Source organism: Streptomyces sp. NPDC048751 (genome assembly GCF_043198595.1).
Classification (GTDB): Bacteria; Actinomycetota; Actinomycetes; order Streptomycetales; family Streptomycetaceae; genus Streptomyces.
Window position 1 is genome coordinate 278,495 of sequence record NZ_JBICUX010000011.1, and the last position, 15,909, is coordinate 294,403.

The 15,909-nt window shown below is 69.5% G+C and carries 12 protein-coding genes; all 12 read left to right on the forward strand.

Annotation, left to right across the window (positions count from 1 at the left end):
* The first annotated feature begins 27 nt into the window (after positions 1-27).
* The 12 genes from ACGFNV_RS32200 to ACGFNV_RS32255 all read left to right on the forward strand — a co-directional run bounded on the left by ACGFNV_RS32200 (position 28) and on the right by ACGFNV_RS32255 (position 15,898).
* Positions 28-1,551: a bifunctional folylpolyglutamate synthase/dihydrofolate synthase gene (locus ACGFNV_RS32200; RefSeq protein WP_393627268.1), complete on the forward strand. Its 1,524-nt coding sequence runs from the start codon at positions 28-30 to the stop codon at positions 1,549-1,551.
* A gap of 9 nt (positions 1,552-1,560) precedes the next feature.
* Entirely contained in the window at positions 1,561-1,917 is a 357-nt protein-coding gene (locus ACGFNV_RS32205) for a DUF4233 domain-containing protein (RefSeq protein ID WP_393627270.1), read from the forward strand.
* A 51-nt stretch (positions 1,918-1,968) separates the two neighbouring features.
* Positions 1,969-2,382: a nucleoside-diphosphate kinase gene (gene ndk, locus ACGFNV_RS32210; RefSeq protein WP_186280864.1), complete on the forward strand. Its 414-nt coding sequence runs from the start codon at positions 1,969-1,971 to the stop codon at positions 2,380-2,382.
* Between the two features lie 376 nt (positions 2,383-2,758).
* Entirely contained in the window at positions 2,759-3,778 is a 1,020-nt protein-coding gene (locus ACGFNV_RS32215; protein WP_037675591.1) for a rod shape-determining protein, read from the forward strand.
* A 142-nt stretch (positions 3,779-3,920) separates the two neighbouring features.
* Positions 3,921-4,868, forward strand: a complete 948-nt coding sequence (gene mreC / locus ACGFNV_RS32220) for a rod shape-determining protein MreC (protein ID WP_393627272.1) — start codon at positions 3,921-3,923, stop codon at positions 4,866-4,868.
* 13 nt (positions 4,869-4,881) lie between these two features.
* Positions 4,882-5,553 (forward strand): rod shape-determining protein MreD, encoded by a 672-nt coding sequence (mreD, locus tag ACGFNV_RS32225; RefSeq protein ID WP_393627274.1) that lies wholly within the window; start codon positions 4,882-4,884, stop codon positions 5,551-5,553.
* A gap of 134 nt (positions 5,554-5,687) precedes the next feature.
* Entirely contained in the window at positions 5,688-7,943 is a 2,256-nt protein-coding gene (mrdA, locus tag ACGFNV_RS32230; RefSeq protein WP_393627276.1) for a penicillin-binding protein 2, read from the forward strand.
* Positions 7,940-9,139, forward strand: a complete 1,200-nt coding sequence (gene rodA / locus ACGFNV_RS32235; RefSeq protein WP_393627278.1) for a rod shape-determining protein RodA — start codon at positions 7,940-7,942, stop codon at positions 9,137-9,139. Before mrdA ends, rodA begins: the two co-directional genes overlap by 4 nt.
* Positions 9,140-9,162: 23 nt before the next feature.
* A complete protein-coding gene (locus ACGFNV_RS32240; RefSeq protein ID WP_393627280.1) occupies positions 9,163-9,771 on the forward strand; it encodes a hypothetical protein in 609 nt (202 codons plus the stop codon).
* 45 nt (positions 9,772-9,816) lie between these two features.
* The gene (locus ACGFNV_RS32245; protein ID WP_393627282.1) at positions 9,817-11,325 is read left to right on the forward strand and encodes a CHAD domain-containing protein; all 1,509 of its coding nucleotides are present in this window, start codon (positions 9,817-9,819) and stop codon (positions 11,323-11,325) included.
* 102 nt (positions 11,326-11,427) lie between these two features.
* Positions 11,428-13,401, forward strand: coding sequence for a TIGR03960 family B12-binding radical SAM protein (locus tag ACGFNV_RS32250; RefSeq protein ID WP_393627284.1), 1,974 nt, complete (start codon positions 11,428-11,430; stop codon positions 13,399-13,401).
* A gap of 118 nt (positions 13,402-13,519) precedes the next feature.
* The gene (locus ACGFNV_RS32255) at positions 13,520-15,898 is read left to right on the forward strand and encodes an ATP-binding cassette domain-containing protein (protein WP_393627286.1); all 2,379 of its coding nucleotides are present in this window, start codon (positions 13,520-13,522) and stop codon (positions 15,896-15,898) included.
* The last annotated feature ends 11 nt before the right edge of the window (positions 15,899-15,909 follow it).

Genomic DNA, 15,909 nt, shown 5'->3' on the forward strand with positions numbered 1-15,909 from the left:
CGCAGGCTGGGTACGTAGACTGGCCCCGTGAGCGAGCTCCCCCCGAACGGCAACCACGACGACCAGCCCGACCCCCTCGACTCCTTCGAGGAGATCATCGCGGCCGAGACCGACCGCGATCCCGATCTCGCGGTGATCGAGGCCGGCAGCCGCACCCTGCGCACTCAGGGCGGCCCGCCGCAGTCCGACGTGCCCGCGCGCCCCGCCGACCCCGAGATCGACAAGGCCCTGCGCGAGGTCGAGGCGGACCTGGCCACGCGGTGGGGCGAGACCAAGCTGGAGCCGTCCGTCAGCCGGATCGCCGCGCTGATGGACGTGCTGGGGGATCCGCAGCGGTCGTACCCCTCGATCCACATCACGGGGACGAACGGCAAGACCTCCACCGCCCGCATGATCGAGGCCCTGCTCGGCGCCTTCGAGCTGCGCACCGGGCGGTACACCTCGCCGCACGTCCAGTCGATCACCGAGCGGATCAGCCTGGACGGGGCGCCGATCTCCGCCGAGCGCTTCATCGAGACGTACGAGGACATCAAGCCGTACGTGGAGATGGTCGACGGCCAGCAGGAGTACCGGCTGTCCTTCTTCGAGGTGCTGACCGGGATGGCGTACGCGGCCTTCGCGGACGCGCCGGTGGACGTGGCCGTCGTCGAGGTGGGCATGGGCGGCAGCTGGGACGCGACGAACGTGATCGACGCGAACGTCGCCGTCGTGACCCCGATCGACCTCGACCACACCGACCGGCTGGGGGAGACGCCCGCCGAGATCGCCACCGAGAAGGCCGGCATCGTCAAGCAGGACGCGACCGTGATCCTGGCCCAGCAGCCGGTCGACGCGGCGCAGGTGATGCTGAAGAAGGCCGTGGAGGTCGACGCGACCGTGGCCCGCGAGGGCCTGGAGTTCGGGGTCGTGGCGCGGCAGGTGGCCGTCGGCGGGCAGCTGCTGACCCTGCGGGGCCTGGGCGGCGAGTACACCGAGGTGTACCTGCCGTTGCACGGCCCGTACCAGGCGCACAACGCGGCCGTCGCGCTCGCCGCCGTGGAGGCGTTCTTCGGGGTGGGCTCCCAGCGGCCCGAGCCGCTCGACATCGACACGGTCCGCAAGGCGTTCGCGGCGGTGTCGTCGCCGGGGCGGCTGGAGGTCGTACGGCGGTCCCCGACCGTGGTGCTCGACGCGGCGCACAATCCGGCGGGCGCGGCCGCCACGGCGGAGGCGGTCCGGGAGGCGTTCGACTTCAGCCGGCTGATCGGGGTCGTGGGCGCGAGCGGCGACAAGAACGTGCGGGGGCTGCTGGAGGCCTTCGAGCCGCTCTTCGCGGAGGTCGTCGTCACGCAGAACTCCAGTCATCGCGCGATGGACGCGGACGAGCTGGCCGCGATCGCCGTGGAGGTGTTCGGCGAGGAGCGGGTGCAGGTGGAGCCGCGGCTGCCGGACGCGCTGGAGGCGGCGATCACGCTGGCCGAGGAGGAGGGCGAGTTCGCCGGCGGCGGCGTGCTCGTCACCGGATCCGTCATCACCGTCGGCGAGGCCCGACTGCTGCTCGGGAAGGGCTGAGTCCTCACCATGCGTACGCTCTGTTCCTCGACCCTCATCGGCGAGTTCTTCGTCATCGGCTTCGCCGGGCTGGTCGCGATGAAGGACGAAGACCTGTCCACGTCCACGGTGTGGACGGTGTGCGGGATCGCGATGTTCCTCAGCCTGGTGCTGTGCGGCCTGGTGACCCGGCCGGGTGGTGTCGTCCTCGGCTGGGCCCTGCAGATCGCGCTGATCGCGTCCGGATTCGTCGTGCCGGCGATGTTCTTCCTCGGGGTGGTGTTCGCGGCGCTGTGGTGGGCGTCGGTGCACTTCGGGCGGAAGGTCGACGAGGCGAAGGCGAGATTCGCGGCCCAGGCGGGATCCTCCGGGGCTGACGCTGCGTAACAACCGGGTAATCTCATCTCCCGCACAAGCTTTGACTCCGAAGGAGCCCTCGTGACCCAGCGCACCCTCGTCCTGCTCAAGCCCGACGCCGTCCGTCGCGGCCTGACCGGCGAGATCATCAGCCGTATCGAGCGCAAGGCCGGCTGGCAGATCACCGCGCTGGAGCTGCGCACCCTGGACCAGGAGACCCTGGAGCAGCACTACGGCGAGCACAAGGGCAAGCCCTTCTACGAGCCGCTGGTGGAGTTCATGTCCTCCGGCCCGGTCGTCGCCCTGATCGTCGAGGGCGAGCGGGTCATCGAGGGCGTCCGCGCCCTGGCCGGCCCCACCGACCCGATCGCCGCCGCGCCCGGCTCCATCCGCGGCGACTTCGGCGTCATCGTCCGCGAGAACCTCATCCACGCCTCCGACTCCGAGGAGTCCGCCGAGCGCGAGGTCAAGATCTTCTTCCCCGGCCGCGCGTAGCCCTCCGGGGATTCGACGGACTCGGGCGGGCCTCCGCTGCTCGGCCTGGCGGCCCCCACGCCCGAGTGCGTGGCGGAGTTTTCGAGGATTTTTCTGAGAGTTCGTCAGCTCGTGGTGTTGCCTGACCTGGGACGGCCGTACGTTTTCGGCCGTCCCTCGGCATATGCCGTGGCGATCGGGGGAACGTGTGCCCCCTATGGACCGTCTCCACAAGCGAGGCGGCTCCGCATCTGCTGACAATGGCGAAGACCCTCGCGCAGTGTTCGTGCAGGCGCGTTTACGATGGAAGCCTTCACGTCACAGCACCCACCTTCGCCGACCTGAAAAGCCCTCAAAAGCTCGTGGGAAGGCCAGACGAATCCTGATGGGGAACTCAATGTCGTTCATCGGCCGTGACATGGCTGTCGACCTCGGGACCGCCAACACGCTGGTGTACGTCAGGGGTCGCGGGATCGTACTCAACGAGCCGTCCGTCGTCGCGATCAACACCAACACCGGTGGCATCCTCGCGGTCGGCGCCGAAGCCAAGAAGATGATCGGACGGACCCCTGGCAACATCGTCGCCGTGCGTCCGCTGAAGGACGGTGTCATCGCCGACTTCGAGATCACCGAGCGGATGCTCCGCTACTTCATCCTGAAGATCCACAAGCGGAGGTATCTCGCCCGGCCCCGGGTCGTCGTCTGCGTGCCGTCCGGCATCACCGGCGTCGAGCGCCGTGCCGTCATCGAGGCGTCGACCCAGGCCGGCGCCCGCCAGGTGCACATCATCGAGGAGCCCATGGCCGCGGCCATCGGCTCCGGCCTGCCGGTCCACGAGGCCACGGGCAACATGGTGGTGGACATCGGCGGCGGCACCACGGAGGTCGCGGTCATCTCCCTCGGCGGTATCGTCACCGCCCAGTCCATCCGCGTCGCGGGCGACGAACTGGACAGCTCGATCATCCAGCACATCAAGAAGGAGTACAGCCTTCTCCTTGGTGAGCGGACGGCCGAGCAGATCAAGATCACCATCGGCTCGGCGTACGACCTCGACTCCGACGAGCACACCGAAATCCGCGGCCGGGACCTCGTGTCCGGGCTGCCCAAGACCGTCGTCATCTCGGCCGCCGAAGTGCGCAAGGCGATCGAGGAACCCGTCAACGCCATCGTGGACGCGGTCAAGACGACCCTCGACAAGTGTCCGCCGGAGCTGTCCGGCGACATCATGGACCGCGGAATCGTTCTGACGGGTGGTGGAGCGCTGCTGCGCGGGCTCGACGAGCGGCTGCGCCGCGAGACCGGCATGCCCATCCACATCGCCGAGGACCCGCTGGACAGCGTGGCGCTCGGCTCGGGCAAGTGCGTCGAGGAGTTCGAGGCGCTCCAGCAGGTCCTGGACGCCGCGCCGCGCCGATGACGTAGCGCTTCGATTCCGCCGTACGAGACGATCTCCTCTCGTGCGGCGGATCGTTGATATCGAGGCATAAGCTCACCCATAAACAACCTGTACGTTCCAAACACCCCGCACATTCCTAGAGGGAAGGGCACGGCCGCCGCACGTGAGGGACACACGAGAGAGCCGGCTGCTCCTGGTGCTGCTGATCGCCATCGCGTTCGCACTGATCACGGTGGACATCCGCGGCGGGGAGGACTCCCCGGTCGACGGTGCCCGGCAGGCCGCGGCCGCGGTCTTCGGTCCGATCGAGAACGGGGTGTCGTCGGCGGTCGATCCCGTCGGCAACGCGGTCTCCGCCGTACGCGACTCCGGTGAGCGCCACGACCGGCTCGCCGCCCTGGAGGAGGAGAACGCGGCCCTCAAGGCGAAACTCGGCAGCGACGACCGCAACCGCAGCCGCCTCAAGCAGCTCGACAAGATGCTGAGGACCGCCGGCGCCGGCCAGTACGGCATCAAGGGCGCCGAGGTCATCGCGATAGGAGCGGCCCAGGGCTTCTCCTGGACCATCACCATCGACGTCGGCGCCAACGACGGCATCAAGCGCGACATGACCGTCCTCAACGGGGACGGACTGGTGGGCCGCGTGACCACCGTCGGCCCCAACACCGCCACCGTCCTCCTCGCCAGCGACCCCGACTTCACCGTCGGCACCCGCATGGAGTCCACCGACGAGCTCGGCTTCGCCTCCGGGCAGGGCGACCAGCCGCTGCGGGTCGAACTCCTCAACGGCAAGGCCGAGGTGAAGAAGGGCGACCGGCTCGTCACCTTCGGCTCCCAGGCCGACAAGCCGTTCGTGCCCGGCGTCCCCGTCGGTGTCGTCTCCCGCGTCGACCCCTCCGGCGGCGGTCTGACCCGCACGCTCTACGTCACGCCCTACGTCGGCTTCACCAAACTCGACATCGTCGGGGTCGTCGTCGAGGCCCCGAAGAAGGATCCACGCGACACCGTGCTCCCGGCCAAGCCCAAGCCGACCCCCACGCCGACGGTCACCGTCACGGTCACCCCGTCCGCGAGCGCGTCCGTCGACGGCCAGCCCGAGCAAGAGCAGTAGGAGCTGATTTCCCGTGCGTGTCAACCGGATCCTGCTGTCCACCTCGCTCGTCGTCGTGGCCCTGGTGGTCCAGGTGAGCGTCCTCGCCCGCCTCCACCTGCCCGGCGCCGTCCCCGACATACTGCTGCTCACCGTCCTGGGCCTGGCCATGGTGTACGGCCATGTGGGCGGCGCGCTCATCGGCTTCGGCGCGGGCCTGCTCGCCGACCTAGCCCCGCCCGCCGACCACGCCGCCGGGCGCTACGCCCTCGTGCTGTGCGTCATCGGCTACCTTGCCGGGCTCATCAAACCGGAGACCGGTCAGATCAAGTCGGCCACCGGCCCCATGGTCGTGGTGGTCGGCGCCGCCCTCGGCTCCACCCTGCTCTACGCGGGCGTCGGCGCCCTCGTCGGTGACACCGCCGCCCGCCATGTCGGCCTCAGCAGCCTGCTGTTCACGGCCGCTCTCTACGACCTGCTGCTCGCGCCGTTCGTCGTCCCCGGCATCATGGCGCTGGCCCGGCGCGCCGAGAACGACCCGCTCGCCGAGACCAACTCCGCCGCCAAGGCCACCGACATCTCCTCCGGGTGGCTCTCCGGCGGCACCGGCCTGAAGATCGGCGGGCAACGCACCGGGCTGCGTATGAAGGCCGCCCGGTCGCGGGTCGCCCGCGCCGGTCGCATCAAGGGGGTCAAGCGGCTGTGAGCCCGCAAGAGTTCACCCGAACGGGGAAGTTCCGGCGGAACGGGGCCTCACAGGCCGGTCGTTCATCATGCGTACGGGCCCACACGTCCGCGCCTGCACAGACGTTCGCGCACTGAGAGGGGGAGGCAGCCGCAGTGACCAACATTCCCGAGACCGGGCGGACCCCACGCGTCCAGATCCGGCTCGTCGTGATCCAGATCCTCGTCCTCTCCCTCCTCGGCACCCTCGGCGGGCGCCTGTGGTACCTCCAGATCCGCGAGGGCGCGGCGTACGCCAAGGAGGCCTCCGGCAACCACGTCCAGCAGGTCGTCGAACCCGCCGTGCGCGGCTCGATCCTGGACGCGCGCGGAGTGCCCCTCGCCGACAACGAGACCCGGCTGGTCGTCTCCGCCTCCCGCACCGAACTGCTGAAGATGAAGGACGACGGCAAAGCCGTCCTCACCAAGCTCGCGGGTGTCCTCGGGATGACTCCCGAAGACGTCATGATGAAGGTCCGGCTGTGCGACGCCAAGACGCCACAGCCCTGCTGGAACGGCTCGCCGTACCAGCCGATCCCCATCACCGACGAGGCCACGGCCAAACAGGCCCTGCAGATCCGCGAGCGCGCCGAGGACTTCCCCGGCATCACCGCCGAACCCGAGGCCGTCCGGCGGTACGCCGCGCCCGCCAAGGCCAACACCGCCCAGGTCCTCGGCTACCTCTCGCCGGTCACCGACGAGGAGATCACCAAGGCGCAGGACACCGACTCGCCGTACCTGCGCTCCGACCAGGTCGGCCGCTCCGGCCTCGAGCGCCAGTACGACAAGCAGCTGCGTGGCAAGGCCGGCGTGACGCGCTACGAGGTCGACAACCTCGGCCGCGTCATCGGCAAGGCCGAGGCCACCCCGGCCGAGTCCGGCTCCAGCCTCGTCACCAGCATCGACGCACGCGTCCAGCGGGTCGCGGAGTACGAGCTGCACAACGCGATGAAGATCGCCCGGACCCAGTTCGACAAGATCACCGGCGAGAACTACAAGGCGGACTCCGGCGCGGTCGTCGTGATGGAGGCCAAGACCGGCCGGGTCGTCGCCATGTCGTCCGCCCCGACCTACGACCCGAACGTCTGGGTCGGCGGCATCTCCGCCAAGGACTACAAGCAGCTCACCGGCAAGAACTCCGACTACCCGCTGCTCAACAGGGCCATCCAGGGGCAGTCCGCGCCCGGTTCGACGTTCAAGGTGGTCTCCACGGCCGCCGCGGTCGAGGCCGGTTACGAGTGGGACGGCGGCTACCCCTGCACCAGCTCCTACTCGGTCGGCGGCCAGGTCTTCAAGAACTTCGAGGGCGAGAACTTCGGCCCCATCTCCCTCGGCCGGGCGCTCGAGGTCTCCTGTGACACCGTCTTCTACGGCCTCGCCGACCGGGAGTGGAAGAGGGACGGCGGGATCAACCCCAAGAAGGGCGAACCCAAGGACTACTTCTACAAGGCCGCCCACCAGTTCGGCCTCGGCAAGGAGACCGGCATCGACCTGCCCAACGAGGTCACCGGCCGCGTCCCCGACCGGGCGTGGAAGGAGGCCTACTGGAAGGCCAACAAGGACTCCTGGTGCAAGACCGGTAAGAAGGACGGCAGTTACGTCGAGAAGATCGCCTACGAGAACTGCCTCGAAGGCAACAAGATGCGCGAGGGCGACTCGATCAACTACTCCATCGGCCAGGGCGACACCCTCGTCACGCCGATCCAGGAGGCCGCGATCTACGGAGCCCTCGCCAACGGCGGCACCATGTACCAGCCGACCATAGGCAAGGCGATCGTCAGCGCCGACGGCAAGACCGTCCGGGAGATCAAGCCGAAGGCCAAGGGCAAGCTGCCGATCGACCAGGCGACCCTGAAGGGCATGGACGCGGCCCTCGAGGGCGTGGTCACCCGCGGTACCGCCGCGTGGAAGTTCGGCGGCTGGCCGCAGGACAAGATCCCGCTGCACGCCAAGACCGGTACCGCCGAGGTCTACGGCAAGCAGACGACGTCCTGGCTCGCCACGTACAGCAAGGACTACACGGTCGTCATGACGATCGCCCAGGCCGGTACGGGTTCGGGTGCCTCCGGTGAAGCGGTGCGCCACATCTACAACGCGCTGTACGGCGTCTCCGCCGACGGCAAGATCGACAAGAAGAACGCCCTGCTGCCCACCCCGCAGAAGAGCCTGCCGAAGATCAAGGCGGACGGTTCGATCACCGCCCCGAAGGTCCCCAAGGACCCGGCCAAGGACCAGCGGGCCAGCCAGGAGAGCGAGAAGGCCCCGGACGGGAGCCAGCCGGCGGGCACCGTCGCCTCGCCGACGGCCACCAACCGGGACACCCGCAGACGAGGCCGTGGCCGTAAGAGGGGAACCCGGAGGATGCTCACATGACCGGGGCCAACAGTTTCCAGGTCTCCGGTTACGGACCCGAACGGTCCGGCTGGACGCGGATCCTCGCCCGTGACTCGCTGGCCCGCCGACTCGACTGGCCGATACTGCTGTCGGGCCTCGCCCTGTCGACGATCGGCTCGATCCTGGTCTACTCGGCGACCCGCAACCGCACCGAGATCAACCAGGGCGACCCGTACTACTTCCTGGTCCGGCACCTCATGAACACCGGCATCGGGTTCGCCCTGATGATCGGCACGGTCTGGCTCGGCCACCGCACCCTGCGCAACGTCGTGCCGATCCTCTACGGCATCTCGGTCTTCCTGATCCTGCTGGTGCTCACCCCGCTCGGCTCCACCGTCAACGGCGCGCACTCCTGGATCGTGCTCGGCGGCGGCTTCTCGCTCCAGCCCTCGGAGTTCGTGAAGATCACGATCATCCTGGGCATGGCGATGCTGCTGGCCGCCCGGGTCGACGCGGGCGACCGGCAGTACCCCGACCAGCGGACCGTCCTGCAGGCCCTGGGCCTGGCCGCCGTGCCGATGCTGATCGTGATGCTGATGCCCGACCTCGGCTCGGTCATGGTCATGGTGATCATCGTGCTGGGGGTGCTGCTCGCCTCCGGCGCCTCCAACCGCTGGGTCTTCGGGCTGATCGGCGCGGGCGCGGCCGGCGCGATCGCCGTCTGGCAGCTGCACATCCTGGACGAGTACCAGATCGCCCGCTTCGCGGCCTTCGCCAACCCCGAGCTCGACCCGGCGGGCGTCGGCTACAACACCAACCAGGCGCGGATCGCGATCGGTTCGGGCGGGCTGACCGGAGCGGGGCTCTTCCACGGGTCCCAGACCACCGGACAGTTCGTGCCCGAGCAGCAGACCGACTTCGTCTTCACCGTCGCGGGGGAGGAGCTGGGCTTCGTCGGCGCGGGGCTCATCATCGTCCTGCTCGGCATCGTCCTGTGGCGCGCCTGCCGCATCGCCCGCGAGACGACCGAGCTGTACGGCACGATCGTCGCCGCCGGGATCGTCGCCTGGTTCGCCTTCCAGGCCTTCGAGAACATCGGCATGACCCTCGGCATCATGCCGGTCACCGGCCTGCCCCTGCCGTTCGTGTCGTACGGCGGATCGTCGATGTTCGCGGTGTGGGTGGCGATAGGGCTGTTGCAGTCGATCCGCGTCCAGCGGCCGATGTCGGCCTAGGCGGAGCCTGAAGGGGGAGCGGAATGGCCGAGGAGTTCGTGGCCCTGTGCCCGGTGACCGAGGAGCTGGTGAGCCATCTCCTCGCGCTCGCGGAGCTGGACCTGACCGACGGCGACGCCATCGAGGCGCGGATGCGCGAGGCCGGCTGGCCCGACTGGTCGGAGGCGGTGCGGGGACCGGCGTACGAGGACACGGCCGATGTCCCCGACGCCACCCACGTCACCCCGCGGGGCCACTTCGTCACCTGCGACGGCGACGGCTCGCTCCACCTGCCGTTCGCCTACCTCTACTCGGTCGACGGCGGCCTGCTCGACGAGGACTGCTGGGGCACACTGCCCGGCTGGACCAGCCAGGAGGGCGCCTGGCGGCCGGAGTTCGACGCGCACTACGCCGCCGTCGTGCAGCGCTTCACCGACCGGCTGGGCCTGCCGAACCACGACATCCGGCAGCCCAGGTACGACACCCGGTACGTCAGCTGGCGCCTGGAGCACAACGTGCTGATCGTCGGGCAGGGCCCGGAGCCGCTGTCGTACCACCAGTTCGAGGACGCCCATGTGTACCTCGTCTCCCGGACGGCGAAGGACGCGCCGTTCCCGGACGGAGAGGCGATGCGCGCCCTGCTGACGACCTGAGGGGCCCCTCTGCCGCCTGCGCTGATCTGCGACTAGATTCGTTTCATGGCGGAGACGAAACGCGAGATCGAGCGCAAGTACGAATCCGACGACAGCGGGCTGCCGGATCTGACCGGTGTCGCCGGGGTCGCGGCCGTCCTCGACAAGGGTGTCGCGGAGCTCGACGCCACCTACTACGACACCTCGGACCTGCGCCTGGCCGCGGCTTCGATCACCCTGCGCCGCCGCACCGGCGGCTCCGACGCCGGCTGGCACCTGAAACTCCCGGTGGGCCCCGGTGTCCGGGACGAGGTCCAGGCGCCCCTCTCCGACACCGTCCCGGACGAGATCGCGCGGCTGGTCCGCGCGCGGGTCCGCGAGGGCCAGCTCGTGGCCGTGATCCGACTGCGCTCCGACCGGGACGTGCGCAACCTCGTCGACCACGCCGGGCGGCTGCTCGCCGAGGTCAGCATGGACGCCGTACGGGCCGAGCGGCTCTTCGGCGGCGAGGGCACCGCCCAGTGGACCGAGCTGGAGGTGGAGCTCGCCGACGGCGGTGACCCGGCCTTCCTGGACAAGGTGGAGAAGCGGTTGCGCAAGGCGGGCGTACGGCCGTCGAAGTCCGCGTCGAAGCTGGCACGGGCGCTCGCGGAGACGGCTCCCCGGCGCAAACGGCCGAAGCCCGCGACGGAACCGGGCGAGCCCGTCACCGCCGGCGACCACGTCATGGCGTACGTCCGGGCCCAGCGGGACGCCATCGTCGAGCTCGACCCGGCCGTGCGCCGGGACGCCGAGGACTCCGTGCACGACATGCGGGTCGCCACCCGCAGGCTGCGCAGCACCTTCCGCTCGTTCGGCAAGGTCCTCGACCGGACCGTCACCGACGAGGTCGGCGCGGAGCTGAAGTGGCTGGCGGGCGAGCTGGGCGTGGGCCGCGACCAGGAGGTGCTCGCCGAGCGCCTCACCGCGTCCCTCGACGAGCTGTCCCCCAACCTGCTCTCCGGCCCGGTGCGGGAGCGGTTGGACCACTGGGCCGGGGCCGGCCTCGGCGGTTCACGCCGCCGACTGCTGGGCGTGCTGGACTCCAAGCGCTATCTGACCCTGCTCGACACCTTGGACGCCCTGGTCACCGACCCGCCCCTGCGGAAGGCCGCCGGCCGCAAACCGTCCAAGGTGCTCGCCAAGGCCGTACGCAAGGACTTCGACAAGGTCTCCGCGCTGGTCGAGGAAGCCATGGAGCAGCCGCCCGGTCACGACCGGGACCTCGGGCTGCACGAGGCCCGCAAGAAGACCAAGCGGACCCGCTACGCGGCGGAGGCGGCCCTCCCGGCGCTCGGCAGGTCGGCCAAGGACCTGGTCAAGTCCATGAAGTCGCTGCAGACGCTGCTCGGCGAGCACCAGGACAGCGTCATGGCCCGCACGACGCTGCGCGAGCTGTCCGCCGTGGCGCACGCGGCGGGGGAGAGCGCGTTCACGTACGGGGTGCTGTACAGCCGTGAGGAGCACCGCGCGGCGACGGTGGAGGCGGAGCTGCCGGGGACGTGGGCCTCGGTGTGGAGCGGTATGGACGTCTGAGCGGGCGGGGCAGGAGCCGCTGGGCCGTCCGAGCGTACGGGGGAGGGCCCCGGCCGCGTTACGCTAGATGGTCAACCCCGTCAGCTCACGAAGGTTCGCGAGATGCCTGCCGAATCCGCGGAGGCCGCTGAGTCTGTGTTTCCGCAGCTCGAAGCTCTGCTCCCGCATGTGCAGAAGCCGATTCAGTACGTCGGCGGAGAGCTCAACTCCACGGTCAAGCCGTGGGAGTCCTGTGACGTCCGCTGGGCGCTCATGTACCCGGACGCCTACGAGGTCGGCCTGCCCAACCAGGGCGTCATGATCCTCTACGAGGTCCTGAACGAGCAGGAGGGCGTCCTCGCCGAGCGCACGTACAGCGTGTGGCCGGACCTGGAGGCGCTGATGCGGGAGCACCACGTCCCGCAGTTCACGGTGGACAGCCACCGCCCGGTCAAGGCCTTCGACGTGTTCGGCCTGTCCTTCTCCACGGAGCTGGGCTACACGAACATGCTGACGGCGCTGGACCTGGCGGGCATCCCGCTGGAGTCCCGCGAGCGGACGATCGACGACCCGATCGTGCTGGCCGGCGGCCACGCCGCCTTCAACCCCGAGCCGATCGCCGACTTCATCGACGCGGCGGTCATCGGCGACGGCGAGCAGGCCGTGCTCGACATGACCCGCATCATCCGTGAGTGGAAGGCGGAGGGCCGGCCGGGTGGCCGCGAGGAGGTCCTCCTCCGCCTCGCGAAGACGGGCGGCGTGTACATCCCGGCGTTCTACGACGTGGAGTACCTGCCGGACGGCCGTATCGCCCGTGTCGTCCCCAACCGGTCGGGTGTCCCGTGGCGTGTGTCCAAGCACACGGTCATGGACCTGGACGAGTGGCCCTACCCGAAGCAGCCCCTCGTCCCGCTCGCCGAGACGGTCCACGAGCGGATGTCGGTGGAGATCTTCCGCGGCTGCACCCGCGGCTGCCGCTTCTGCCAGGCCGGCATGATCACGCGCCCGGTGCGCGAGCGCTCGATCACCGGCATCGGCGACATGGTCGACAAGGGCCTGAAGGCGACGGGCTTCGAGGAGGTGGGCCTGCTCTCCCTGTCCTCCGCGGACCACTCGGAGATCGGCGACATCGCCAAGGGCCTGGCCGACCGCTACGAGGAAGACAAGATCGGCCTCTCCCTCCCCTCCACCCGCGTCGACGCCTTCAACATCGACCTGGCGAACGAGCTGACGAGGAACGGCCGCCGCTCGGGCCTGACCTTCGCCCCCGAGGGCGGCTCGGAACGCATCCGCAAGGTCATCAACAAGATGGTCTCCGAGGATGACCTGATCAGGACCGTCTCCACGGCCTACGGCAACGGCTGGCGGCAGGTGAAGCTGTACTTCATGTGCGGTCTGCCGACGGAGACCGACGACGACGTGCTCCAGATCGCCGACATGGCGACGAAGGTGATCGCCAAGGGCCGCGAGGTCTCCGGCTCGAACGACATCCGCTGCACGGTCTCGATCGGCGGTTTCGTCCCCAAGCCCCACACCCCCTTCCAGTGGGCACCGCAGCTGTCCGCCGAGGAGACGGACGCGCGCCTGACGAAGCTGCGCGACAAGATCCGCGGCGACAAGAAGTACGGCCGCTCCATCGGCTTCCGCTACCACGACGGCAAGCCCGGCATCGTGGAGGGCCTGCTGTCGCGCGGCGACCGCCGCATCGGCGCCGTCATCCGCGCGGTCTACGACGACGGCGGCCGCTTCGACGGCTGGCGCGAGCACTTCTCCTACGACCGCTGGATGCAGTGCGCCGACAAGGCCCTGGCCCCCTTCGGCGTCGACGTCGACTGGTACACCACCCGCGAGCGCTCCTACGAGGAGGTCCTCCCCTGGGACCACCTCGACTCCGGCCTCGACAAGGACTGGCTCTGGGAGGACTGGCAGGACGCCCTCGACGAGACAGAGGTCGAGGACTGCCGCTGGACGCCCTGCTTCGATTGTGGAGTGTGCCCCCAGATGGACACCTCCATCCAGATCGGCCCGACGGGCAAGAAGCTGCTGCCCCTGACGGTCAAGAACGCGGCGCCCGCAGCGAGCGGACACGCTCACTGAGACCCGCGCCCGCCATGGAGCCCCCTTCGACTTGGAGGGGGCTCCTGTCGTGCGTGCAGGATCATGCGGTCAGGAATCGAGAAGCGTCGGACCCCGCGCCGCGTCTACGGTGAGGTCCATGAGGACCGAGAGGGAGTCGAACGTGCCGCACGCTGCCGACCGCCATGATGTGATCCGCGTGCACGGGGCGCGGGTGAACAATCTCAAGGACGTCAGTGTCGAGATTCCCAAGCGCCGGCTGACGGTGTTCACCGGTGTGTCCGGGTCGGGCAAGAGCTCGCTGGTCTTCGACACGGTCGCCGCGGAGTCGCAGCGGCTGATCAACGAGACGTACAGCGCGTTCGTGCAGGGGTTCATGCCGACGTTGGCGCGACCCGAGGTCGATGTGCTGGACGGGCTGACGACCGCGATCATCGTGGACCAGGAGCGGATGGGCGCCAACGGCCGCTCGACCGTCGGGACCGTCACGGACACCAACGCGATGCTGCGCATCCTGTTCAGCCGGATGGGGAAGCCGCACATCGGGCCGCCCAACGCGTACTCGTTCAACGTCCCCTCGGTGAAGGCCAGCGGGGCGATCACCGTGGAGCGCGGTGGCAGGACGAAGGCAGAGAAGGCCACGTTCAACCGGCTGGGCGGCATGTGTCCGCGCTGTGAGGGCATGGGCGCGGTCACCGACTTCGACCTGTCGGCGCTGTACGACGACAGCCTGTCGCTCAACGAGGGCGCGCTCACGATCCCCGGCTACAGCATGGAGGGCTGGTACGGGCGCATCTACCGGGGCTGCGGCTTCTTCGACCCGGACAAACCGATCCGCAGGTTCACCAAGAGGGAACTGCACGACCTGCTCCACAAGGAACCGACCAAGATCAAGGTCGACGGCATCAACCTGACGTACGAGGGGCTGATCCCGAAGATCCAGAAGTCGTTCCTGTCCAAGGACGTCGACGCGCTGCAGCCGCACGTCCGCGCCTTCGTGGAGCGGGCGGTGACGTTCTCGACCTGTCCCGAGTGCGACGGCACCCGGCTCAGCGCCGAGGCCCGGGCGTCGAAGATCGACGGGAAGAACATCGCCGACGTCTGCTCCCTGCAGATCAGTGACCTGGCCGACTGGGTCCGCGGGCTCGACGATCCGTCCGTGGCGCCGCTGCTGACCGCGCTGGCGCACACGCTCGACTCGTTCGTGGAGATCGGCCTCGGCTACCTCAGCCTCGACCGCCCCTCGGGCACCCTCTCGGGCGGCGAGGCGCAGCGCACCAAGATGATCCGCCACCTCGGCTCCTCCCTCACCGATGTCACCTACGTCTTCGACGAGCCGACGATCGGGCTGCACCCCCATGACATCCAGCGGATGAACGGCCTGCTGCTCCAGTTGCGCGACAAGGGCAACACCGTGCTGGTCGTGGAGCACAAGCCGGAGGCGATCACCATCGCCGACCATGTCGTCGACCTCGGGCCGCGGGCCGGCGCGGAGGGCGGCGAGGTGGTGTTCGAGGGCACCGTCGAGGGGCTGCGGGGCAGTGGCACGCTCACCGGGCGGCACCTGGACGACCGGGCCGTGCTGAAGCCCTCGGTGCGCGAGCCGTCGGGCGTGCTCGAGGTGCGCGGCGCCGACGCGAACAACCTGCGGGACGTCGCCGTCGACATCCCGCTCGGCACGCTGGTCGTCGTTACCGGGGTGGCGGGCTCGGGCAAGAGCTCGCTGATCCACGGCTCGGTGTCCGGGCGGGACGGAGTGGTCTCGGTCGACCAGACCGCGATCCGCGGCTCCAGACGAAGCAACCCGGCGACGTACACCGGACTGCTCGACCCGATCCGCAAGGCGTTCGCCAAGGCCAACGGCGTCAAGCCGGCGCTGTTCAGCGCCAACTCCGAGGGCGCCTGCCCGGCCTGCAACGGTGCCGGTGTCGTCTACACCGACCTGGCGATGATGGCCGGCGTCGCCACCACCTGCGAGGCCTGCGAGGGGAAGCGGTTCCAGGCGTCGGTCCTCGACCACCACCTCGGCGGCCGTGACATCAGCGAGGTGCTCGCGATGTCGGTGACCGAGGCCGAGGAGTTCTTCGGCGCGGGCGAGGCGCGTACGCCGGCCGCGCACAAGATCCTCGACCGGCTCGCCGACGTCGGCCTCGGCTACCTCACCCTCGGCCAGCCGCTCACCACGCTGTCCGGCGGCGAGCGGCAGCGGCTGAAGCTGGCCACGCACATGGGCGAGAAGGGCGGCGTCTACGTCCTCGACGAGCCGACCACCGGCCTCCACCTCGCCGACGTCGAGCAGTTGCTCGGCCTGCTCGACCGGCTCGTCGACTCCGGCAAGTCGGTCATCGTCATCGAGCACCACCAGGCGGTCATGGCGCACGCCGACTGGATCATCGATCTCGGCCCCGGCGCGGGACACGACGGCGGCCGCGTCGTCTTCGAGGGCACCCCGGCCGACTTGGTCGCCGCGCGCTCCACCCTCACCGGGGAGCACCTCGCGGCGTATGTCGGTGCCTGAAAGGGACCCTC